General features: G+C 70.2%; 15 protein-coding genes. 6 read left to right on the forward strand and 9 right to left on the reverse strand.

The window, feature by feature from the left end; translation table 11 throughout:
• Positions 1 to 351 precede the first annotated feature (351 nt).
• The 7 genes from E4U92_RS14290 to E4U92_RS14315 form a co-directional block, all read right to left on the reverse strand.
• Positions 352 to 1,041, reverse strand: a complete 690-nt coding sequence (locus E4U92_RS14290; RefSeq protein WP_229862028.1) for a hypothetical protein — start codon at positions 1,039 to 1,041, stop codon at positions 352 to 354.
• Positions 1,038 to 2,771, reverse strand: coding sequence for a hypothetical protein (locus tag E4U92_RS14295; protein WP_137300750.1), 1,734 nt, complete (start codon positions 2,769 to 2,771; stop codon positions 1,038 to 1,040). Before E4U92_RS14295 ends, E4U92_RS14290 begins: the two co-directional genes overlap by 4 nt.
• 83 nt (positions 2,772 to 2,854) lie before the next feature.
• A complete protein-coding gene (locus E4U92_RS14300; protein ID WP_137300751.1) occupies positions 2,855 to 3,253 on the reverse strand; it encodes a hypothetical protein in 399 nt (132 codons plus the stop codon).
• A gap of 50 nt (positions 3,254 to 3,303) precedes the next feature.
• A complete protein-coding gene (locus tag E4U92_RS14305) occupies positions 3,304 to 4,107 on the reverse strand; it encodes a hypothetical protein (RefSeq protein WP_229862030.1) in 804 nt (267 codons plus the stop codon).
• 105 nt (positions 4,108 to 4,212) lie between these two features.
• Positions 4,213 to 4,857 carry a Crp/Fnr family transcriptional regulator gene (locus E4U92_RS14310; RefSeq protein WP_229862031.1) on the reverse strand — a complete coding sequence of 215 codons (645 nt, stop codon included), beginning with the start codon at positions 4,855 to 4,857 and terminating at the stop codon, positions 4,213 to 4,215.
• Positions 4,858 to 4,914: 57 nt separating this feature from the next.
• Entirely contained in the window at positions 4,915 to 5,064 is a 150-nt protein-coding gene (locus E4U92_RS35895; RefSeq protein ID WP_168725117.1) for a hypothetical protein, read from the reverse strand.
• The gene (locus E4U92_RS14315; RefSeq protein WP_137300753.1) at positions 5,061 to 5,432 is read right to left on the reverse strand and encodes a Pycsar system effector family protein; all 372 of its coding nucleotides are present in this window, start codon (positions 5,430 to 5,432) and stop codon (positions 5,061 to 5,063) included. Before E4U92_RS14315 ends, E4U92_RS35895 begins: the two co-directional genes overlap by 4 nt.
• Positions 5,433 to 5,986: 554 nt before the next feature.
• Between E4U92_RS14315 and panD the strand changes: the two genes are divergently transcribed.
• The 3 genes from panD (at position 5,987) to E4U92_RS14330 (ending at position 7,490) form a co-directional block, all read left to right on the forward strand.
• Complete coding sequence (gene panD, locus E4U92_RS14320; RefSeq protein WP_137300754.1) at positions 5,987 to 6,406, forward strand: aspartate 1-decarboxylase; 420 nt, start codon at positions 5,987 to 5,989, stop codon at positions 6,404 to 6,406.
• Between the two features lie 21 nt (positions 6,407 to 6,427).
• Positions 6,428 to 6,766 (forward strand): GNAT family N-acetyltransferase, encoded by a 339-nt coding sequence (locus E4U92_RS14325; RefSeq protein WP_137300755.1) that lies wholly within the window; start codon positions 6,428 to 6,430, stop codon positions 6,764 to 6,766.
• A gap of 250 nt (positions 6,767 to 7,016) precedes the next feature.
• Positions 7,017 to 7,490 (forward strand): Hsp20/alpha crystallin family protein, encoded by a 474-nt coding sequence (locus E4U92_RS14330; protein WP_137300756.1) that lies wholly within the window; start codon positions 7,017 to 7,019, stop codon positions 7,488 to 7,490.
• Positions 7,491 to 7,918: 428 nt separating this feature from the next.
• On the opposite strand, the gene gndA is transcribed toward E4U92_RS14330, so the two are convergent.
• A complete protein-coding gene (gene gndA, locus E4U92_RS14340; RefSeq protein ID WP_137300757.1) occupies positions 7,919 to 9,358 on the reverse strand; it encodes an NADP-dependent phosphogluconate dehydrogenase in 1,440 nt (479 codons plus the stop codon).
• A 335-nt stretch (positions 9,359 to 9,693) separates the two neighbouring features.
• Here gndA and E4U92_RS14345 point away from each other — a divergent pair, with 335 nt between their 5' ends.
• The gene (locus E4U92_RS14345) at positions 9,694 to 10,902 is read left to right on the forward strand and encodes a transglycosylase family protein (protein WP_137300758.1); all 1,209 of its coding nucleotides are present in this window, start codon (positions 9,694 to 9,696) and stop codon (positions 10,900 to 10,902) included.
• Here E4U92_RS14345 and E4U92_RS14350 read toward each other — a convergent pair.
• The gene (locus E4U92_RS14350) at positions 10,892 to 12,037 is read right to left on the reverse strand and encodes a DMT family transporter (RefSeq protein WP_137300759.1); all 1,146 of its coding nucleotides are present in this window, start codon (positions 12,035 to 12,037) and stop codon (positions 10,892 to 10,894) included. The genes E4U92_RS14345 and E4U92_RS14350 overlap by 11 nt on opposite strands.
• Before the next feature lie 319 nt (positions 12,038 to 12,356).
• Between E4U92_RS14350 and E4U92_RS14355 the strand changes: the two genes are divergently transcribed.
• Both E4U92_RS14355 and E4U92_RS14360 read left to right on the forward strand, forming a co-directional pair.
• Positions 12,357 to 16,688 carry a LamG-like jellyroll fold domain-containing protein gene (locus E4U92_RS14355; RefSeq protein ID WP_137300760.1) on the forward strand — a complete coding sequence of 1,444 codons (4,332 nt, stop codon included), beginning with the start codon at positions 12,357 to 12,359 and terminating at the stop codon, positions 16,686 to 16,688.
• A 137-nt stretch (positions 16,689 to 16,825) separates the two neighbouring features.
• Positions 16,826 to 23,236, forward strand: coding sequence for an RHS repeat domain-containing protein (locus E4U92_RS14360; RefSeq protein ID WP_137300761.1), 6,411 nt, complete (start codon positions 16,826 to 16,828; stop codon positions 23,234 to 23,236).
• The last annotated feature ends 18 nt before the right edge of the window (positions 23,237 to 23,254 follow it).

Genomic DNA, 23,254 nt, shown 5'->3' on the forward strand with positions numbered 1-23,254 from the left:
GGAACTGCCGCCAGCTCCCCACAGGCCGCCTGGACACGGCCATCGCTCTGAGACTCGCTTTCTCGTTGGGGCTGAGGCGCCGCCGACGGCCGGAAGCGTGGAGGATGGGACGCCTTCACCGTCACCATCACGGGAGACGGTACGTTCCTCTGTCCGGTTGTGCAGGGTCTCCTTCATCCTCGATGGGGAACTGGTGGCCGTGCAGCCGGTAGACCATCTCGTCTGGAGCAGCCAGCATCCGTGCCTGCCGCCAGGCTGCATCGAATGACAATTGGCTGCCCGCTTTGCGTCGCAGGCGAAGTGCACGCCAGGAAGATAGGGGGTCCAGGACGATCCGCCACAGCGCGGGGCTCATTCCTTGCGCCGCCCTTCCGCAGTACTAGAAGCGACGGAGGAGTCGTCCGGCGAGTCATCGCCCTTTAGCTTCTGGAGCGCGTCGCAGAGCGCGAGCATGGCCCGGTTCTGTAGCTCAATGTCGTTGAAGCCTTGGCCGACCTCTTCCCACTGGTCGAGAATGGGCTGCCACCATTCGTCAGCAGCGACCATCCACCGTGCCAGGCGCTGCCATTCGGCAACCTGCTGAGCGCCCGGCCAATCGCCTTGCTTTTCGATCCGGTCCAGCACGAAAAGGTCGGGCTGCTCGTACAGGTTCCTGCGGAGGAACCGCAGACGCCGTACCCGTGCCTCGTCAGCCTGCTGCTGAGCAAGGTCCTCCCGTGAGCTCTCTGAGAGCGCCAGTTCCACACGGGCAGCCAGACACCGGTACCCGGTGGCGCGGGTGTGTTCCGGGGCGCCGAGCTCGGCGTTGATGGTGTCCTGCGCGGTGCGCACCTCGACGGCTGGGAAGAGCTGCGCAACCTCGCTGGCCCGCGCTAGGGTCTGGCTGAGTACGAGGTCTTCGAGATTAAGCCGGGTCCGTAACGCGGGGCGCCACTCGATCGTGAACGTGGCCTCGAAGTTGATACCGGGGGTTGCGCAGCGGAGCATCCGTGGCTGGGCGCAGTGGATCGTACGGGCCCGGCGCTGCCAGAACCACCTCACGCCGAATCCCTGTTGAGCTGAAACACCGTGCGGACACGTGGGTCTACGAGACGGTCCCAGAAGTCGTTGGCCGCGTTCGTCTCCCCGTCGACCGAGACGTGCTCCAGTGCCTGCATCAGGCTCACGGAAGCCTTGAAGATCTTTTGGCCGCGTAGGACGGGGAGCAACCCGTCGCGGACGCGGGTGTAGGTGTCGGGGTCGGTCGCTGACTGCCTGACCCATGTGGTGAGGCGGTTGATGGCGTCGGGAGCCGTATCGATGTCTCCCAATAGATCCTGCAAAGCCCGGTTCACGTTCACTTCGGAAGGGACTTCATCGGATAGCAGCCACGGGGTGGTGGTGCCTGGTACGGACATCAGGGCCAGGAAGGCTGCGGTGCCGGCCCCGCGGGACCGACCTGACTGCTGCCATGTTCGTACTTCGGTGATGAGCCGCGCCACCCCGGCCGGGTGCTGAGCCTGCTCGATGAAGACTGCGAGGGCCTCAGGCCAGGCTGATTCGTGCCCACTGTTGGCGGCTCGCCGCAGCCGGACCATGGCCATCCTGGCCTGAGAAGACGTGACGTCCGGGGAGTTCAGGACTTGTCGGCAGGCGGCGACCACCGTAGCCGCCCGTTCCTTGCCCGAAGCCCAGCCGTACAGAATGCCCCACGCTTGGCGGCCGATATGCTCGTCCTGTACTGCCTGGACCAAAAGGGCGCTGAGGAGTTCTTCCTTCACTGGGTAGCTCTTGGAGCCGAGCTGTACGAGGTGGTCGACGTTCCCGTGCCGCAGGGTCAGAGCGGCGATGGCATCCACGACGTGCTCGTTCGCCTCGCTGTTGTCCCCAGACATAAGCCACTTGAGCAAGGGATCGCGCATGACCTCGTAGTTGTCCCAGACGTAGGTCAGGATGGCCCTGCCGTAGCCGGGTTGGTCGAAGATGGCTTCGTCGTTGCTGCTAACTCCGGCGCCGACATCGACAACACGGCGGCGCAACCCGCGGCCGGCGAATGCCGCACTTGTCGACGAGGCGAAGTCGCTGCCGCTGGCGACATCGGCGCTGATGATGCGCTGCAGGTCGCGGGCGGCCTTGGCCACTACGGGCATTGGCGCGGATTGGCACACAGCCAGGGCCAGGAGGAGGCAGCGGTCTTCCAGTGGCAGCGACGTGTCCTTGCCTCCATGCCCGGAGACCGCCTCTCCGAACAGGGTGTCGAGTTTGTCTCGCCAGTCGGACATGGCGGACGTGATCCGTTCGAGCAGTCCGGCATCGAGCGCGGACCATGACGACGGGACGTCCATGGGGAGCGACGTGTCAGTCAGCCGTTCGTGTTCCCGCCACGCCAGCATGATCGAGTCCGCGGTGTGGACCGCTTCCACGGCGTCGAGACGGCTTATCGAAACCTTGCTCTTGTCGACGGAGTGAAGGTAAGCAATCAGCCCAGCGGCCTCGCGAGCCCTCAGCCGGGCTTCCACGACACCCTGGGCCGGCGGCGGCTCGGTGACGTGGACGACGTGAATGCCGGATTGGACCGAGGCGTAGTGATGAGTCCAGAGATCCTTGGCCACGTTCAGGACGAGGTAGGAGCCGAGTCTTTCCAGAAGCCCGGCATGCTCTTCCAACATGGTGAGGAAATCGGCCGAGATCCGGTCGTGCTCAGGGTCCTTGAGGTCGACCTGGTAGGCGTGGCGCTCCTCGGCGGGAAGCCAGCCCACTTTGGGTGTCTTCCAGTCTGCGTCCAGTTTCACGATGTCGGTCTCCTCGCCCGTGTGCTCGGCGAGGAGGTGCAGGGCCAGGGTGGTCGATCCGTACGACCGCGGGGCGACGATGATCAGTACGTGCTTCCGCGGGTTAACCCCGCCGGATCCAGAGCCTGCTGCCACGTCTCTGCCCATTGGCCTTCGCGGGCGATCGGCTCCTGCTTGATCCGGTGACGAGAAAGCGTGGAACCTTCAAGGATGCCCGGTTTGCGGGTCTCGTTGATGATCTTGTCGGCGTGGTTGACGAAAAACTCCGGACGGTTCACCGTGATCGGTGCCGGCCCAGTGTCCGGTACGGGGGGCACGACGAACGCTGCCGGGGCGGCCCGGTCGGCGCCAGCGGTCTCCGTGCCTTCAGGGGCGCTACTGGTTGGGTCCGGCGGATGCGGAGCCGTGCCATCCGCTCCCGTCGACGGAGAGTCGAGCTCGTCGGGAGAGCGGCGCGAAAAAGGGGAACGGTCATCGGACATGCGCTCTCTGGTTCCTTTCGATGCGGCTCGGTGCGAGGGCACGGGCACGGTCAGATCCGGCGCCGGTCGATGCGCATCGTGCCGACCGTGTTGATCACGGTGGTATCGGTCATTTCGCCGTTGAACTGGAAGAGGGCGCCAGTCGGGCTGTTTGAACCGGCCGACGACGTCGGCGCGGCTGTTCCACCTCCGCCTCCGAGGGGCTCCGGGCTGATGAGCGGTGCGAGGGCTTGCGGTGTCATCTCGGGTACGAACAGCCAGCACGGCTCCTCGAATGTCTTGCCGTGCACCCGCGCCGTGGCACGGAGGAAGCGTTCCTCGTCGAGGTCCGGCGTGCGTCCCGCGCGGACGGTCCGCCGGAACGCCGCCTCCGAGACGACGGCGGCCAGAAAGCCGCCTCGGTGTTCCCGGGCCACGGTGAGGCCCGCGCGCACGACCTGGCTGTCGAGCAGTCGGCACACCTCGTTGATGGCATCGCCACGATGGTCGAGCAAGGAGAGCGGGCCGACATGCACAGCGGCACGCAGTCGGATCGCTGGTGCATTGGCGAGCCGTTCACGGTCGTAGCGGACGAGCGCTGTGTGCAGGTGTTCCAGCACCGGGTCGACCAGCCGTGCGATGTCCTTGGCCGGCATGACGAAGATGGCTCCATCTCCGGTGTCCTTGAATGCACCGGGCCGGTCTCGTGGATCCTGCAGGCCAACGTGGGTCAGCACATTGGTGAGGACGTCATCCAGATCGGAACGGACGGGCTCCATCTTCGCTTCCGGAATCTGGCTGTAGCCCTGCATATCCACGGCCAGGAGCGCCTGCTCCGGTGGCACGTCGACGGACGAAGGTGAGGCAATGGGCACGCTGTCACCGACCTTTCGGTCACGACGGAGGAATCGAGTGCCCCATGCTGATCGGCCCGGGCACGCTCTGGTGCCCACTACTGGGCACCGCCCGGGTGCGGCCGGTCACATCGTGCTGCGGGCGTGGGCCGTGATCGATGTGATGTCGTGGATCAGTAGTCCGCCGCCCGGATCCGTCTCCAGCCAGCCCTCTTCCCGCCACGGCTTGATCGCCGTACCGACGGCGTTGCGGGACGCACCGATCATCTGGGAGAGCTCTTCCTGAGTCAGTCGGACACTGACCGCTGGCTGACTCGTCGCAGCGGCATCCACGAGCCGGCGAAGGGCACCGGCCAGACGTACGGGAACACACGCGGTGGCGAGTTCGAGCCTGACGGCTTCGGACTCCCTGACCCGCGCGATCGCATGGCGTAGCAACGGGTTGAGTAGGCCGTTGCTCTCGACAAATAAAAGAAAATCGGGAGCCGGAATGAGATGCACGTGGCAGGATTCCGCAGCGATCACAGAAGCCGAGCGGGGCTGCGCATCCAGGACGGCCAGTTCGCCGAGCAGCTCACCAGGGCCGCGTATCGCGAGCAAGGTCCGTTCCCCGTTCGGCCCCGTCAACGTCACGAGGGTCGACCCCGAAGCCAGCAAGACCACATGGGTACCGGGATCCCCCTGCCGCAGGAGGACGCTGCGGGCCGGGCGCACCCGCATGGGGGCGAGGCCACGCAACTGCGACCACAGACTCTCGCCGATCACTGCCATGTGCGACTGATACATATCCCCCCAAACGTAGGGACCAACCCATAGAGGGTGAGATTTTCAGGAGGCGAGGAAGGTGAGCAACAGGACCAATCCGGCCACACTGATTGCGGCCACGGTGAGATCGACGGCCACCTTGACCGCCCGGAACTTTCGGCGCGCGAGGGTGGTCAAAGCGGCCTCACGTTCCGGTAACTCGTTGCAGTTCACCGGACGTGGCGGTAGGCTGCCGGCGAGTGCCTGCTTCCGCTGCCTCCGCCGGTGAACTCCTCACGCCAAACGAGCCCGTCGTCCTTCGGGAAGATGGGGCGCAGGGCCATCAGCGTCGACACCAGGGCTGCCCCGAGCAGTACGCCCACCAGCGCCACAGCCACGCTGAGCATGCGCGACGAGTTCACCGGCGTGGACAGTGCCGTCCCTGCCGTGATCGCAAGTAGGGCACCGGTTACACCACTCAGAGCTGTTGCTTTCGTGTCCGCGCGCTGCACCTCGACGAACATCCTGTTGTCATCACTCGCAGGTGCGCCGGTTGTTGTCGGGATGTGCAGCGGGACGTTCTGCGGCTCAAGTCCTTCCACTGCCTTCTCCTTGTCGTTGCCTTGCGGCTTGGAGTAGCAGTCTGGGCAGGCGACTGGAACGCAGCTGCCCACCAGGTGGTAGCGATCGCGATCGATCGGTCACAGTCGGGAGCCTGGTTTGGTTTGAACCACGAGGTTGCCCGGACTCAGTGCTCCACAGACGACGGTGGGGCAGCCAGTGGCGGGTCCACTCGGCCGCCTAATGCTCTGGGGCCGGATGAAGTCCCAGGCCGCCCGGTTTGTTGAACGACTTCCACGTCGATGCAGGGGATGGCTCCGTGCTCAACGAACTGCTTACCTGTCGCATCGTCAGGTAAGTCAGCATCTGGTCAGCATGAGTCCTCGCATACTCCGAGGCGGCGGGTGCTCAAGCGGGTTCTTGGACGGCGATGGCACAACAGCCGGATGCTACGCGGAAGCGCAGGTGGGGAACCTTCTTGCCCAAGAGGGATCGATGTTCCTCAGCATCTTCGAGTGTGAGGAGTGTCGGTGTACAGTGAACAACGCCCCTGACCTGCAGAAAGCGGCGGGGAGCCGTCACCTAGGAGTCCAAAGTGCTGCGCACTGTTCTCAAGTCCAAGATCCACCGTGCCACCGTCACCCAGGCCGACCTGCACTACGTGGGATCGGTGACCATCGACGCCGATCTCCTCGACGCCGCCGATCTGTTGCCCGGCGAGCTCGTGCACATCGTCGACATCACCAACGGCGCCCGCCTGGAGACGTACGTCATCGAGGGCGAGCGCGGGTCCGGTGTGGTCGGGATCAACGGGGCGGCCGCCCACCTCGTCCACCCCGGCGACCTGGTGATCATCATCAGTTACGCTCAGGTGACCGACGCCGAGGCGCGGGCGCTCGAGCCGCGGGTCGTGCACGTGGACCGGGACAACCGGATCGTCGCCCTCGGCGCGGACCCCTCCGAGCCGGTGCCCGGCACCGACCAGGAGCGCAGCCCGCAGGCCGTGTCGGCCTGACCGACGCACGAGGAGCGTGTCATGAGCGACATCGAGATCCGCGACGACCGGGCCGGCGGCCGCCTCGAAGCCCTGGGGGAGGGCGGCGAAGTCGTCGGCCGTATCGAGTACTTCGTGCTCGACGAGCCCCGTACGGCCCTCGTCCCGGTCCACACGATCGTCGAGCCCGCCCACGAGGGCAAGGGCATCGCCGGCTCCCTCGCCCGCGAGCTGTACGCGATCGCGGCCCGCGAGGGCGTCGCCGTCGCGCCCCTGTGCCCGTACGTCGTCAAGTGGGCCGCCCGGCACCCCGACGAGGCTCCCGCGGCCGACCCGGAGCTGCTGAGCGCCGCGAAGAACTCGCCCCTGCTGTCCCGCTGAGAAGCGGACGTGGGCCCCGCGGCCGGTCGGCAGCCCGCCGACCGGCCGTACCGGTTCCCGGACGTACGTGAGTCAAGTGCCGTTCCCGTACGTACTTGAGTCGGGTGCCGTCAAGTTCATCCAGTCTCCCCTTGTCAAGACGCCGTCGCCTCCGCTATACGAAGAGGCGAGGAAACGGCAGACGACTCGTACGCGAAGCCCGTGGGCGAAGTCCCTGCGGGAAGCCCGTACACGAAGGGAGACCCGGGCCATGCTCGCGCGCAACGGCGCACCAGGCGACCTCGATCGGCTCACCCAGGACCTCGCGCAGGTCACCGACGCGGCCGGCACCGTCATCCCGGCGGACGCCTGGCGTGACGACGAGGCGCTGTACCTGCAGTTCGACCTGCCCGGCATGGACCGCGCCGGCATCGAGCTGGTCACCGAGCGGGACACCCTCACCCTGACCGCCGAGCGCCCGTCCCCGATCCCGGCCGGCGCCCGGCCCGTGCTCACCGAACGCCCCACCGGCCGCTTCACCCGCCGGCTGACCCTGTCGGACGCCCTGGACACCGCCTCCGCCGAGGCCGCCTACGACAACGGCGTCCTCACCCTGCGCATCCCGCTGGCCGCGCACGCCAAGCCCCGCAGGATCGCCATCTCGGGCGGCAGCCCCCGGATCCCCGGCGGCCCGGCCCGGCAGCTCCCTGCGCCGAGCGGACCACGCTCCGGCCCGGCCGGGTGACTGCCCGCACGTGCGCCGGGTAGGCGGGGGAGTGATCCAGAGTCACCGTCCGCCGACCGGCTGGAGGACACCATGACCGACCCGTACCCCGACCCGGTGCAGCCGCCGCCGACACCCGGCCCCGGCCCCGCGGAGCCGTTCCCGGATCCGGTGCCGACACCGCAGCCGCCCGGCCCGGGCCCCGAGCCGACACCCCAGCCCCCGGGGCCCGGCCCGCAGCCGACGCCGCAGCCGCCGGGCCCGGGCCCCGTGCCGGACCCGGCCCCGTCGCCGATCCCCCCGGGCCCCGAACCGGTCCCCAGCCCGGAGCCGGGCCCGCCGCTGTCCTGACCCGCGGCGGACCGGCACCGGTCGCACAGCACAGCGGTGGGCGTCGACCGACGACGCCCACCGCACGACTGCCGGGGCCGCAGCCCCCGTTCAGGCCGTCAGGCCGACACCTCCGAGCGGTCCCCGCCCCACAGCGTGTGGAACGCCCCGTCCCGGTCCACCCTCCGGTACGTGTGGGCCCCGAAGAAGTCCCGCTGCCCCTGGGTGAGCGCCGCGGGCAACCGCTCGGCGCGCAGCGCGTCGTAGTACGCCAGCGCCGCGGAGAAGCCCGGCGTCGGCACACCCTGCCGGGTCGCGGCGACGATCACCTCGCGCCAGTCGTCCTGCGCCCCCGCGATCTCCTGCGCGAACGTCTCGTCCGACAGCAGGCTCGGCAGGTCGGCCCGCGCGTCGTAGGCCGCGCGGATCCGGTCCAGGAACGCCGCCCGGATGATGCACCCGCCGCGCCAGATCGAGGAGACCGCGCCGAGGTCGATGTCCCAGCCGTACTCCTCGCTGCCGGCGGCGATCTCGTGGAAGCCCTGGGTGTACGACACGATCTTCGAGGCGTACAGCGCCTGCTCGACGCGGTCGGCGAACGCGGCTGCCTCCGACTCCGGCAGCGGGGACGCCTTCGGCCCGGCCAGGCCCCTCGAGGCCTCCCGCAGGGCCGCGTGCCCGGACAGCGACCGCGCGAACACCGCCTCCGCGATGCCCGACACCGGCACCCCCAGGTCCAGGGCGATCTGGACGGTCCAGCGGCCGGTGCCCTTCTGCTCGGCCTGGTCCACCACCACGTCCACGAACGGCCCGTCCGTCGCCGCGTCCACGTGCGACAGCACCTCGGCGGTGATCTCGATCAGGTAGGAGTCCAGCCGCCCGGTGTTCCAGGTGCGGAAGATGTCCGCGATCTGCGCGGGGGAGTACCCGGCGACGTCGCGCAGCAACTGGTACGCCTCGCCGATGAGCTGCATGTCGGCGTACTCGATGCCGTTGTGCACCATCTTCACGAAGTGCCCGGCGCCGTCCGGCCCGACGTGGGTGACGCAGGGCGCGCCGTCCGACGCCTTCGCGGAGATCTTCTCCAGCATCGGGCCCAGCGAGTCGTACGACTCCGCCGAACCGCCGGGCATGATGCTCGGGCCGTTCAGCGCGCCCTCCTCGCCGCCGGAGATGCCGGTGCCGACGAAGTGGATGCCCTGCTCGCGCAGCTCGCGCTCGCGCCGGCGGGTGTCCGCGAAGTGGGCGTTGCCCCCGTCGATGATCATGTCGCCGGGCTCGAGGAGCGGGGCGAACTCCTGGATCACCGCGTCCGTCGGCTCGCCCGCCTTCACCATGATCACCAGACGGCGGGGGCGCTCCAGGGCCGCCACGAACTCCTTGGCGGTCTCGGCCGCGACGAAGTCGCCCTCGTGCCCGAACTCCTCCACCAGCGCGTGGGTGCGCGCCGCCGTCCGGTTGTGCAGCGCCACCGTGTAGCCGTTGCGCGCGAAGTTACGGGCGAGGTTGCGGCCCATGACCGCGAGTCCCGTGACGCCGATCTGGGCTGATGTGCTCATACCGCCTGCTCCTCGAACATTCGTCAATCGTGCGGAGGTCGTGCCGGTCGTGCTCGCCAGTATGGTCCTTCGCCATGCTGACGTGCCGGTACGCCGCCCGCACCTCGGCTCCGACACGGGTGAGTACGTACGAACGGGCGCCCCCGCCTCACCGGGCCGGCCGCCGGTTCGCGCCCCCCGTTCGCCCCCCGGGGACCGGCCCGTCACCACCGTTCCGGCCAACCAGCGACGCTTTACGGCCACTTGGCACGTGACGCGGCCGATTGACGCCTTGTCCCCGGCTGTTCGCAGCGCTTACTTTTGCCGCTCCTGACGCCTGCCAAGGGGGCACGGACATGGCCGTACGCGGCCGGCACCGCCGGTACCAGCCGAACCGGATCAACAGAGCCTCGCTCACCGTCACCGCAGGCGGCGCCGGCATGGCGCTCCCGCTCATCGGCTCCGGCGTTGCGCACGCGGCCGACGTGGACACCTGGAACAAGGTGGCCGCCTGCGAGTCCAGCAGCAACTGGCACACCAACACCGGCAACGGCTACTACGGCGGGCTGCAGTTCACCCAGTCCACCTGGGCGGCGTACGGCGGCCTGAAGTACGCCCACCGCGCCGACCTGGCGTCCAAGGACCAGCAGATCGCGGTCGCGGAGAAGGTGCTGGACGGACAGGGCCCCGGCGCCTGGCCGGCCTGCGCCCCGCGGGCCGGTCTCGTCCGGGGCGGCGCCTCGCCCGACGTCCACCCGGCGAGCCGGGCCACGACCGGCGGCCACCCGGCGAGCCGGGCCACGACCGACGTGCGGGACGTCCAGCCCCAGGCCACACCGCAGTCGCGGGTCGGCAAGACCGCCATGTACACGGTGGTGCGGGGCGACACGCTCTCCGGGATCGCCGGCGAACAACGGGTCGACGGCGGCTGGCAGCGGCTGTACGCCGCCAACCGGACCACCATCGGCGCCGACCCCGACCTGATCCTGCCGGGGCAGCGGCTCTCCCTGTCCGGCCGGGCCGCCACCACGGCGCCCCACCGCACCGAGCGGAAGGCCGCGCCGAAGAAGACCGAGCCCCGCACGAGCACGCCGCGGAAGAGCGAGCACCGGACGGCGCCGAAGAAGTCCGAGCACCGGACCGGCGCCCGTACCTCCGGGGCCACCCTCGTCGCCCCCGTCGACGCCGGGACCGGCACGCCGTACCACGCCAGCGGCTCGTCCTGGTCGAAGGGCTACCACACCGGCGTGGACTTCCCCGTGCCCACCGGCACCTCCGTCAAGGCGGTGCGTTCGGGCCTGGTGGTGAGCGCCGGCTGGGGCGGATCGTTCGGCTACCAGGTGGTGATCCGGCACGCCGACGGCCACTACTCGCAGTACGCGCACCTGTCCGCGATCTCGGTGCGGTCGGGCCAGTCCGTCGACACCGGTCAGCGCATAGGGCGGTCCGGCTCCACGGGCAACAGCACGGGCCCGCACCTGCACTTCGAGGTGCGGACCGGTCCCGGCTTCGGCTCGGACGTCGACCCGGTGAGCTACCTGCGGGCCGGCGGCGTCAGGATCTGACCCGCGTACGGTGCCGGTCCACGGCCGGCAGCGGCACGTACGGGCCGCCGTAGAACGGCCCGAAGAACGGTGTCGGCACGTCGCGGTCCTCCTGCGGGGCGGACCGCGGGGCCGGCACCAGCACCTCGGCCGCCGTCGGCTGCTCCGGCACCACGTCCAGCAGCTCGGCGGCCGCGATCACCGCGGCGACCGGCTCGGCCACGCCCGAGGGGCGCACCGTCCCCGCGACCGCGCCCGTCGGCGCGCCCTCCAAGGACGGCTCGGGCCGCACGGCCGTCGTCGCCTGCGTGCCGGCTTCCGTCTCCGTGTGGCCGATGCGCTCCGTCGTCAGCAGGATCAGGCCGCCCCCTGCCACCACCGCGCAGCTCAGCGCCAGCGCCGTGCCGGTGCTGCCGTACCGGAACGTCTCGCCGAACATCGTGATGCCCACGACCGCGGCGACCACCGGGTTGACCACGGTCAGCGTGGCCAGCGGGGCGGCCAGCCCGGCGTCCTTGTACGACGCCTGCGACAGCAGCACGCCCGCGGTCGCGAACACGCCGATCACGGCGAGGCTCGGCAGGTCGGAGGCGGTGACGCCGCCGCTCCAGTCCACGGCGACGGTCTTGGTGAACACGGACGACATGCCGAAGGCGATGCCGGAGCCGGTCGCGAGCAGGACGCTGCGCACCGCGGGGTGCCGGTGCGCGGCCCGCCCGGCCACCATCAGCGCCACGACCGCGCCACCGGTGACGAGCGCGACGAACACGCGCTGCGCGCCGCTCAGCGACTGCGCGTCGGAGGCGCCGACCAGGGACAGCAGCCCGGCCAGGCCCACGGTCGCCATGATCGCGCCCCGCCAGGCGGTCGCGCCGGCCCGGCGGCCCACGAGCAGCGCCGCCATGGGCAGCGCGAACACGATGGTCAGGGCGCCCAGCGGCTGGACCAGGCTGAGCGGGCCGTAGGCGAGTGCGACCACGTGCAGCAGTCCGCCGAGACCGTTCAGCATCAGCGCCGCCCACCAGCCCGGCCGGCGCAGCGGCGCGTACTGCCCGTCGGGCGACGACACCGCGACCTGCTCCTGGACGATCGCTCCGGCGGCGTAGGCGACGGCGGACACGAGCGACAGGAGCACGGACAACGCGAGGGCGCTCATGAGCTGCTCCTCTGCGTGAGGCCGGGACCCGGGGCCCGGTGCGGCGAACGGTCGTCATCCATGACCAACACGATGCCCTGCCGAACCTGTTCCCGTCGTCGTCCCTGAGCACGCAATGAGTCCTACTGCCGATGGAGTACGGCGCACCGCCCGTCATCCCCAGGGCGGGTGACGGCGTCACCCACCGGGTGACCGCCGGGCGGCCCGCTCCCCCGTCGCGGGCGGAGGGTCACCGTCCGGAAAAAGGGCTGGTTGACAGCTCTGATCGGCCGACCAGATAGTGATCTTCACAATATGAAAATTTCATGAGAGGCCTGTTGTGGCTGAAAGATATCGGGGAAGAGTCGCCCTCTGCGCGATCTCCCTGCTGGTCGGGGCACTGCTGACAGGACAGCTACCAGGGTCGTCCCTCCCCGCCGCGTTCGCGCAGACCTCCGATGCCGCGACGGGGTCGTCCCCCGTCATCGATGATCCCGCGCCGGACACGCTCTCCCCCGACACGGACCGGGCACGAGAACGAGCCCGGCGCACGGGCAAGCAGGTCGAAGTCGTCTCGCGGCGCAGTGCGGACCGGGAGGTGTTCGTCAATCCGAGCGGCACCCTCACCGAGATCACGCACATGGAGCCGGTGCGCACCCGCCGGGCCGGCAAGTGGGTCACCATCGACACCCGCCTGCGCCAGCTCGACGACGGGGCCGGCATCGCGCCGGCCGCCTCCGCCGCCGACGTGGTCTTCTCGCCGGGCGGCGGCCGGGATCCTCTGGTCAGGCTGAACAAGGCCGGCCGGGAGCTGTCGCTCTCCTGGCCCGGAGCGCTGCCCACGCCGGTGCTGTCCGGCCCGTCGGTGACCTACCCGGACGTCTTCCCGGACGTGGACCTGCGGATGACCGCCGAGCCCGACGGTTTCTCCCAGGTCCTGGTCGTCAAGAGCGCCACGGCCGCGGCGAACCCCGCGCTGGCCGCGCTGAGGCTCTCCATGGCCGGCAAGGGGCTCACGGTCCGTTCCACCGACTCGGGGGGCATCGAGGCGGTCGACACGCAGGCGGGCGGCGTGGCCTTCGAGGCGGCTCAGCCCGTGATGTGGGACTCCCGGGAAGCCGGCGACAGCCCCGCCGCGCCCACGGCCGGCGCCGACGGAGCGAAGACGCCCGCCGTGAAGTCCGCCCCGTCCGCGCGCAGCCGCACGTCGGCCGTCGCCTCCGGACCAGGCACCACAACGGCCTCCGAGCTGTACGACGGCCCCGGCGACAGCTCGGCGCGGGCCGACGTCCTGGCCTCCGTCAAGGGCGGCTCCCTCCTCCTCACCCCGGACCCGCGGCTGCTCGGCGGAGCGGACACCCGCTACCCCGTCTTCATCGACCCGTCATGGTCCTCGCCGCGTGCGTCCTCGTACGCGATGGTCTCCCGCGCCTACCCCTCCTCCGACTTCTACAAGTTCGACGGCGCCGACGACGCCGGCCTGGGTTTCTGCCCGCCGAACTTCACGGGTCTGAAGTGCGCGCCCAACGACGCCAAACGGCTCTTCTACAAGCTTCCCGTCACGAGCTTCGCGGGCAAGAGCATCACCAGCGCCGAGTTCGTCGTCCGTGAGACGTTCGCCTACAACTGCGTGAAGCAGCCGGTGGAGTTTTGGCGGACCAAGCCGCTCACCTCCACCACGACCTGGAACGACCAGAAGGCCACGGGCTACTGGATCGACCAGATGCCGACCGTGACCGCCGCCAAGGGAGCCACGGCCTCCTGCCCCGACGGGGACCTCGAGTTCAACGCCAAGGACGCGGTCGTCTGGGCCGTGGCCAACAAGCAGACCTCGCTCACCTTCGGACTGAAGGCGCCGAACGAGAGCGCCGAGACTCAGTGGAAGCGGTTCGCCGGCACCGGATTCCTGCGGGTCGAGTACAACAACCCGCCGAACCAGCCCAAGCAGTCGCAACTGACGATGAGCCCGGGCGGCAGTTGCACACTGGCGCCCAAGGCGGTCAACGTCATCCCCAAGGCGACAGCCGTCCTGTCGGACCCCGACAAGGACCAGGTGTACGCGGAGTTCAAGGTCGACTGGGACGCGGGCGACGGCTGGAAGGAACACTGGAACTCCGGCCGCATCGGTCCGAAGGCCTCCGGACAGCCGTACACCATCACCCTCCCGTCGAGCATTCCGCAGAACGTGACCGCCGCGTGGAGCGTCCGCGCCTCGGACGGCAAGCTCTGGGGGCCCTGGAGCTACGCCGGTGACACCCAGACCGGCTGCTACCTGACCTACGACTCGCGGCATCCCGCGGCACCGACCGTCTCCTCCTCGCAGTACCCCGCGTCCCGCACCGACGACCCCCTCGACCCGTGGCTGGACGGGGTCGGCCGCTACGGACGCTTCACCATCGACTCGACCGCCACGGACGTGACCAAGTACTGGTTCGGTCTGAACGCGGACCCGACCTCGGCCAACGAGCGCAGGCCCGCGACGCCGGGGGCCCCCGTGTCCATCGACGTGATGCCGACCCGGCCGGGGCTCAACAACCTCTACGTGCAGGCCTGGGACGCCAACAACAACGACAGCACGATCGCGAGCTACCAGTTCCGGGTGGCGACCGGCCAGCCCGAGCGGGCCGCCTGGACCCTGGACCCCCCGGCCGGTTCGGCCGACGACCCGGGCAGCGGCGGATCCCGCCCCGCCCTCCTCGACGGGAGCGCGGCACTCGGTGAACCGGGCGTCCAGGGCACCGCACTCACGCTGAACGGCGGCGCCGCCACCGACGGGTACGCGGCCGCGGGTCCCCACCTGCTGGACACGGACGGCGACTTCACCGTCTCCACCTGGGTGCGCCTCGACTCGGACTCCGCCACCGCCACAGCCGTCAGTGTCGACGGCACGACCCAGTCGGGCTTCTCCCTCGGCTACGACAAGGCCGCTGGACGCTGGGCCCTGCGCGTGCCCGTCAAGGACGCCACCGGTGCGGACTACGGTGTGCGGGTGCTCTCGTCCGGCCCGCCGAAGGTCGGCACCTGGACCCATCTCGTGGCCGTCCGTGACGCCGCGGCCGCCAAGTACACCCTGTACGTCGACGGCGCTCCGGCTGGTTCCGCCGCTGCCACCACCCCTTGGCATGCCCCTGCTAACCTCCAGTTCGGCCGGGCCAAGTTCAACGGCGCCTACGGCGAGGCGTGGCACGGCGCGATCGACGAGAGCGCCGTCTACGACCGGGCCCTGACCGCGGAGGACGTCGGACGGCTGGCCCTGCGGCAAGCCGTCACCACCGGCCGTCCGGCCAAGGCCGCCTGGACCTTCGACGACCCGGCCTCCTCACCCGTGGCCAAGGGCGCCGGCCAGGTGGACCCGCTGGTCCTCAAGGGCGACGGCGCCGCCTTCGGGATCCCGGGGAACGTCGGAGGGGCCCTGGACCTCGGCTCCGCCACCGACGCCTACGCGAGCACCGCCCGGCCGCACCTGGACACCCTGCGCAGCTTCTCGGTGTCCGCCTGGGCCAGGCTCCCCAGGACGGAGCCGACCGGAGCGCAGGTCGTCGCGACCCAGGCCGGCCGGGAGCAGAGCGGCTTCGAGCTCTACTACTCCGCCTCGTACCGCCGCTGGGTCTTCAACCGCTACAACTCCGACGCCGCGGGCGTCGACCCGACCCGGGCCATGGCCAACCTCGGCAAACCCGCCGCGGACCAGACCTACCCCGGCGACAGTTGGCACCACCTCGTGGGCGTCTACGACGGCACACTGAAGGAACTGCGTCTCTTCGTGGACGGCAGCCTCGTCTCCACGGTGCCCTTCACGCCCGCTCCCTGGGACGCCACCGGTCCGGTACAGGTCGGTGCCGGAAGCTACGGCGGCAAGCCCGGGTCGTTCTTCCAGGGGCAGATCGACGATGTGCACCTGTACGACCGGGTGATCTCCAAGGACGAGGCCGGCGACCTGTTCAAGCAGCATCCGCAGGTCAGGGGACGCTGGAAGTTCGACGCCACGACAGCGGGCACACCGGCGTCCAGCCCCGACGACAGCGCGGGCAAGCGGCCCGCCGTCCTGGGCGCCCAGGCGACCGTGCGGTCCGGCGCCGGATGGGTCGGCGCCGGCGGCCTGGTCCTGGACGGGGTGGACGACTACGCCGCCGCCGCGACGGTTCCGCTGAACACCAGGGAGAGCTTCACCGCCACCGCCTGGGTGAGCACCGCGGCACGCCCGCAGAAGAAGGTCACCGTGCTGTCGGCGGAGGGAGCCGTCAACAGCGCCTTCACGGTGCGCTACGCCCCCGACCCGGCGGACCCGCAGAACCAGGGCGGCTACGAACTCGAACTGCCCACCTCGGACACCGCGGGAGCGGCCCGGCCCGTGGTCCGGCACTCCAGCTTCCAGTCGGACTTCGAATGGGACCATCTCGCCGTCGTCTACGACTCCTTCGCCGACGAGGCGCGCCTTTACGTCAACGGCAGCCTCGAACAGGTGCTGGACGCCATGTCGTGGCGGGCCAACGTCCAGCCGTTCCAGGCGACCAGACAGCTCCAGTTCGGACGCACCAAGGAGAACGGCACGCCCGGCGAGTACTGGCCCGGTGTGATCGACGACGTCTGGGTCTTCTCCGGCGTGGCCAGTGACGCCCAGATCGCCAAACTCGGCAACGGCGAGTCCCTGGACACCGTCCCCGGCCCGTAGCCGTCCGCCCGGGCGGACGACACCACATCCCTCCCGGCCCGTGGGCCCGCGAACCGGCGGGCCCACGGGCCGGTACACCACACGATCCACAACGCACCCACCGACGTCCTCACCCAACGACGTAAGGAACCATCGGGTTGTCCAGACCCATACGGGCGCTCCGCGCGGCCCGTCACCATCGCTGCACCGCCCTGGCACTGGCCGTGCTCCTGGCCGGTTCACTGTTCCAGGCCGACCCGGCGGCAGCCGCGCCGAAACCCGGCGGCACCCGGCACACGGCTCCGGCCGAGGCCGACCACCCGGTCCCCGGCGCCTCGCTCAAGGTCAAGCCGCGCGAGCGGGACGGCCTGGCCACCCGGCCCCGCCGGGCGCCCCTGGCCGCCTGGCCGGCAGCCCGCACCGCACAGGTCACCCTGCCGGCCGCAGCCCCCGCGGCACCCGGCCGGAAGAAGGCCCTCCTCGCCCCGGCCGGGGGCCCGGCTGCCACGCCCCAGCGTGTTCCGGGCATGCCCGTCCGGCTGCTGGCCGCACCGGCGGCGAGCGCCCCCACCCGGGCCGAGGTGCGCCTGCTGCCGCGCAGCCGGGCCCACGATCTCGGTCTCGACGCGGTGCTGCTCTCCGTCAGCGCCGCCGGCCCCGGGCCCCAGGGCACCGGCAGCCACCAGGTCGGCGTCAGCCTGGACTACTCCGCCTTCGGTGAGGCGTACGGCGGCGACTACGGCGCCCGGCTGCGCCTGGTGACCCTTCCGTCCTGCGCGCTGACCACGCCGAAGGTGCCCCGCTGCCGCACGGTCACCCCGGTCGCCGGCCGCAACGACAGTGAGAAGCGCACGGTGTCCGCCGACTCCGTCGCGCTGCGCCCCGCCGCCTCAGCGGTCGTGCTGGCCGCGGTGGCCGACGCCGGCGGTTCCCCGGGCTCGGGCGACTACACCGCGACGCCGCTGTCGTCGTCGGCCATGTGGCAGACCAGCCTGCAGACGGGCGACTTCTCCTGGTCCTACCCGCTGCCCGCGCCGACCGTGCCCGGCGGGCTGCTGCCCAAGCTGTCCCTCGGCTACTCCTCGGGTGCCGTGGACGGCCAGACCACCACCAGCAACAACCAGTCCTCCTGGGTCGGTTCCGGCTTCGACCTGAACACCGGCTTCATCGAGCGGCGCTACAAGCCGTGCGGTGAGGACGGCGACTGGAGCAAGGACGACGCCCCGGGCGACCAGTGCTGGGGGTACGACAACGCCACCATCAGCTTCAACGGCCGCGCCGGGGAGCTGATCCCGGCGGGCAAGGACACCTGGCGGATCCGCAACGACGACGGAACCCGCGTCGAGAAGCTCACCGGCGCGGACCGCGCCAACGGCGACAACGACGGCGAGTACTGGAAGGTGACCACCACCGACGGGCTCCAGTACTTCTTCGGCTACAACCGCCTCCCCGGGTGGAACACGGGCAAGCCCGAGACCAAGTCCACCTGGACCGTCCCGGTCTTCGGCAACGACACCGACGAGCCCTGCCACCAGGCCACTTTCGCCAAGTCGTGGTGCCAGCAGGCCTGGCGCTGGAACCTGGACTACGTCGTCGACCTCAGCGGCAACGCGATGTCGTACTGGTACAGCCCGGAGACCAACTCCTACGGCCGCAACCGCGTGGCCGCCGACGACACCCCGTACGAGCGCGGCGGCGTCATCGACCACATCGAGTACGGCCAGCGCAGCGACGCACTCTTCACCGCCAAGGCCGTCGGCCGGGTCGCCTTCACCAACACCGAGCGGTGCATCCAGCCCACGGCCACCGACTGCGCCTCCGCGGAGATCGAGAAGAACCCCAGCCGGTGGGAGGACACCCCGTACTACCTCGATTGCAAGGCGGGCACCGACTGCGACAAGGGCCGGTTCGCACCGTCCTTCTGGTCCCGCAAGCGGCTGGCCAAGGTCACCACGCAGATCCTCCAGCCCTCGGGTGCCTATGCCGACGCCGACGCGTGGGCGTTCACCCAGAAGTGGGGTGACGCGGACATCGACCGAGCCCTGCTCCTGGACTCCGTCCAGCACACCGGCCTGTCCGCGACACCCTCGATCACCCTGCCCAAGGTGACGTTCGGCTACAAGCAGGCGCCCAACCGCCTGGACCGGCTCGGCGACGGCATCGCGCCCTTCATCAAGTACCGCTTGTCGAACGTCTCCGACGAGTCGGGGGGCACCATCGACGTCGCCTACTCGGATCCCGAGTGTGACTTCGCCGCACTGCCCAGCCCGGAGACGAACACCACCCGTTGTTTCCCGCAGTACTGGCAGCCCGCCGGTGCGGCGGACCCCGTCCAGGAGTGGTTCAACAAGTACGTCGTCACCCAGGTCACCGCCACCGACCGCACCGGCGGGGCCGACGACATGGTCACCAGGTACGCCTACCTCGACGGCGCCGCGTGGCACTACGCCGACGACGACGGCCTGACCAAGGAGAAGTACCGCACCTGGTCCCAGTGGCACGGCTACGGCCGGGTCCAGGTCCAGTCCGGCGGCTGGGCCGGCATGCGCTCGCAGGCCGAGCACTGGTTCCTGCGCGGCATGGACGGCGACCGCAGGACCACCGCGGGCGGCAGCAAGTCCGTCACCGTCCCCGACGGCGAGGGCGGAAGCGTCACCGACCACGAGGCCTTCCAGGGAACCGAGTTCAAGACGATCGAGTACGCGGCGCCGGGCGGCACGGTGGAGCGCAAGACCGTGAACACCCCGTGGCGCAAGCAGACCGCCGAACGGGTACGCGACTGGGGCACCGTCACCGCGAACCTCACCGGCACGTCGGCGACCCGCGCCTGGGCCCGCAAGCACGACGGCACGTGGCGTCAGACCTCCACCGCGACGACCTATGACGACGAGGGGCGGGTCGTCGCCGACAGCGACCTCGGCGAGGCCGCAGCGGGCGACGAGCAGTGCACGACCACCTCGTACGCCGACAACCCCGCCAACTGGCTGCGCGCCCTGCCCAAGCAGGTCGAGGTCCTGGACGTGGCGTGCGGTACGGCCGTCACCTACCCCGCCCACCTGCTCTCCCGCAAGCGCAACACCTACGACTCGCTCGCCTTCGGCGCCGCACCGACGCGCGGCCTGCTCACCAAGCAGGAGGAGTTGGTCGGTTACACCGGGACCACGGCCAAGTACCGCTGGAAGAGCACCGGCTACGACGCGTACGGGCGGCCCCGGTCGACCTCCGACTCGTCCGGAGCCACCGGTACGACCGTCTTCGCGCCGGCGACCACCACCAAGCCCGCCACCCTCACCGTGACCGGCACCGAACTCGTCGCCGGCACCCCGTCCAGCGCCCAGTCCGTCGTGACCGAGTTCGACGGCGTCCGTTCGCTGCCCACCGCCACGGTCGACACCAACGGCAAGCGCAGTGACGCCGAGTTCGACGCGCTGGGCCGGCTCACCAAGGCCTGGCTCGCGAACCGCCCCAAGGCCTCCAGCCCGACGCCCAGCCTGGAGTACGGCTACCGGATCGAGGAAGGCTCCATCGCCTCGGTCGTCGCCAAGAAGCTGCGCAACGACGGCAGCCAGCAGGCGTCGTACATCCTCTACGACGGCTGGCTGCGCCCCCGGCAGTCGCAGTCCGCCGGACCTGACGGCGGACGCCTGATCGACGACACGTTCTACGACGAACGCGGCCTGGTCAAGCGCAAGTACGCGCCCTATTACGCCGCCGGTGCACCGACCGGCGTGCTGTTCGGAGTCACCGAGCAGGGCGCCGTGGAGTCCCAGACCGTCAACGAGTACGACGGCCTGGGCCGCCAGATACTCAGCAAGACGCTGCGGGGCAACGGCGAGGGCGTGGAGCTGTCCCGCACCACGACCACCCACAGCGCCGACCTGATCACGGTCGATCCGCCGGCCGGCACCACCCCGACCGCGACCGTGCTCGACGCGGCCGGGCGGACCACGGAACTGCGTGAGTTCCACGGCACGTCGCCGACCGGTGCCTTCGACAGCACGCTGTACGAGCACGACCACGACGGGCACCTGACGAAGGTCACCAGCCCGGACAAGACGGTCCGCTCCTACGCCTACGACCTGCTCGGACGCCAGATCACGTCCACCGACCCCGACTCGGGCACCACCAGGACGACGTACGACGACGCCGACCGGGTCACCACGACCACCGACGTCGGCCGCAAGAAGACACTCGCCTTCGTCTACGACCGGCTCGGCAGGCACATCGAGACCCGGGAGGACTCCACCACCGGCACGCTGCTGGCCTCCTGGACCTTCGACACCGTGCGCAAGGGGTACCTCGGCAGCTCCACCCGGTACGTGGGCGGCGCCGGCGGCGCGCAGTACACGCAGACCGTCAACGCCTACGACAACCTGTACCGGCCGCTGCGCACGACCGTGTCGATCCCGGCCTCGGAGACCGGACTGGGCGGCACGGCCGGCGTCAGCTACCAGAGCAACACCACCTACAACCTGGACGGGACCGTCAAGTCGGCCAGCTACCCGGCCGCGGGGAACCTGCCCGCCGAGGTCGTCGCGCCGACCTACGACGGCCTGCAGCACGTGGTGAAGGCCGAAGGGCTCAGCACCTACGTCGGCAACGCCCGCTACAGCCTCACCGGGAAGCTGGAGGAACTGGAGCTGGGCGGCGCGGGCAAGCGGGTCTGGATCAACAACACCTACGAGCCGGGCACCCAGCTCCTGTCCACCAGCCGGACCGAACGCGAGGGCGTTCCCGGGGTCGACCGCGCGGTCACCTACGCCTACGACGACTCGGGCAACGTCACCTCGGCCACCGACGCCTCGCGCCAGGGCACGGACCGGCAGTGTTTCCGCTACGACTACCTCCAGCGGTTGACCGAGGCGTGGACCCCTGCCGGTGACTGCGCGGCCGCCCCCGGCTCGACCGCACTGGGCGGACCCGCGCCGTACTGGCAGTCGTACACCTACACGGCGGCCGGGAACCGCGACACCGACACCCGGCACGACCCCACCGGGAAGGCCGCGGGGGACGTCACCCGCACCTACCGCTACGACGAGAACGGCACGGACCAGCCGAACACCCTGACATCGGTCACCTCCACCGGCGCCGTGACCGGCAAGGACACCTACACCTACGAGCCGGGCGGCGCCACGGAGTCCCGCACCCTGAACGGCGCGGCGAAGCAGTCGTTCGTCTGGGACTCCGAGGGCAACCTCGCCTCCGTCACCAAGGGATCCTCGGTCACCGAGTACCTGTACGACGCCGACGGCAAGCGGCTGATCAGCCGGGTCCCCGGCGGCAGCTCGACGCTGTACCTGGGCGCCACCGAGATCACCTGGACCAAGGCCACGGGCAAGGTGACCGCGCGACGGTACTACGACCTCGGCGGAGCCAGTGCCGTGCGCCAGGACGACGGCACGCTCTCCTTCGTGATCGGCGACCACCACAACACCGGCGAGCTCGCCGTCGACGCCGCGACGCAGACCATGGTGCAGCGCCGCAACCTGCCCTTCGGCGGAGCCCGCGGCAGCACGCCGCCGGCTGGGAGCTGGCCGGGGACCAAGGGCTTCGTCGGCGGTACGCAGGACCCGACCGGCCTCACCCACCTCGGGGCCAGGGAGTACGACCCGGACACGGGCCGCTTCCTCAGCGCCGACGCGGCGGTCGACCCCTCGGACCCGCAGCAGCTCAACGGCTACGCCTACGGCCACAACAATCCGCTGCGGCGCAGCGACCCGACGGGCAACTACGACCCGGACATGATGGAGTACTGCCGGACCGCCCCGCCCGGCACCTGCGTGGGCGGAAGGGTCGTGCCGAAGCCGGAGCCGAAGAAGAACCCGAACCCGGGTATGCACAAGAAGCGCGCCTACATGCCGCCGGTGCAGAACGAACGCCTCGAGAAGATCATCAAGGAGCTCTACATCAGGCCCCAGGTCGCCGACTCGGACGTGGTGGGCGACGGGAAGACGGCCACGGCCCTGATCGAGGAGCTGAACGAGGGCAAGCCCTTCGGCGGCGACGGGACCAAATGGCACATCGAAAAGGCCGTCGCCAAACTCGGTGGCCTGCGTGACCTGCTGGAGGACGACCGCAAGGCCAAGGAGGACACCGGAAAGGGGATCCTCTCCGACGCCGACCGCAAGGTGGCGCTCAATGAGTCGAAGGAGCTCTGGACGGCGCTCAACGCGGACGACGTCGCCGGCGAGGTGACGAAGAACGTCAAGGCGAGCGGGTTCGACAAGACAGTGTCCAAGCTCATCAAGACCACCATCTCGGCGGAATCGATGAGCGAGGTCACCGGACAGAAGTTCGCCGTCCCCGAGAACCTCCACCCGAAGGCCCCGCAGAGGGCCGTGCCCACGGGTGAGAGAATCAAGGGCCGTGGCTTCGCCAAGGCGTTCGGGGTGGTGGGCGGGGCCGCCAGCGCCGCGCAGTTCCCCGTGGACGCCTACAACTACGGGTTCGAGGAAGCGACGAAGAGGCTGTCGGAGTCCCTCACGGACCCGCTGGGAGTGATCCCCGAGGGACAGGGCGCGGGATGCGTGTTCTTCGGTGACTGCTACGTGGTGAGCCCGATGGCCTGACCTCACGGCGCCGGGCAC

The organism is Streptomyces galbus, from assembly GCF_005280195.1.
Lineage (GTDB): Bacteria > Actinomycetota > Actinomycetes > Streptomycetales > Streptomycetaceae > Streptomyces > Streptomyces galbus.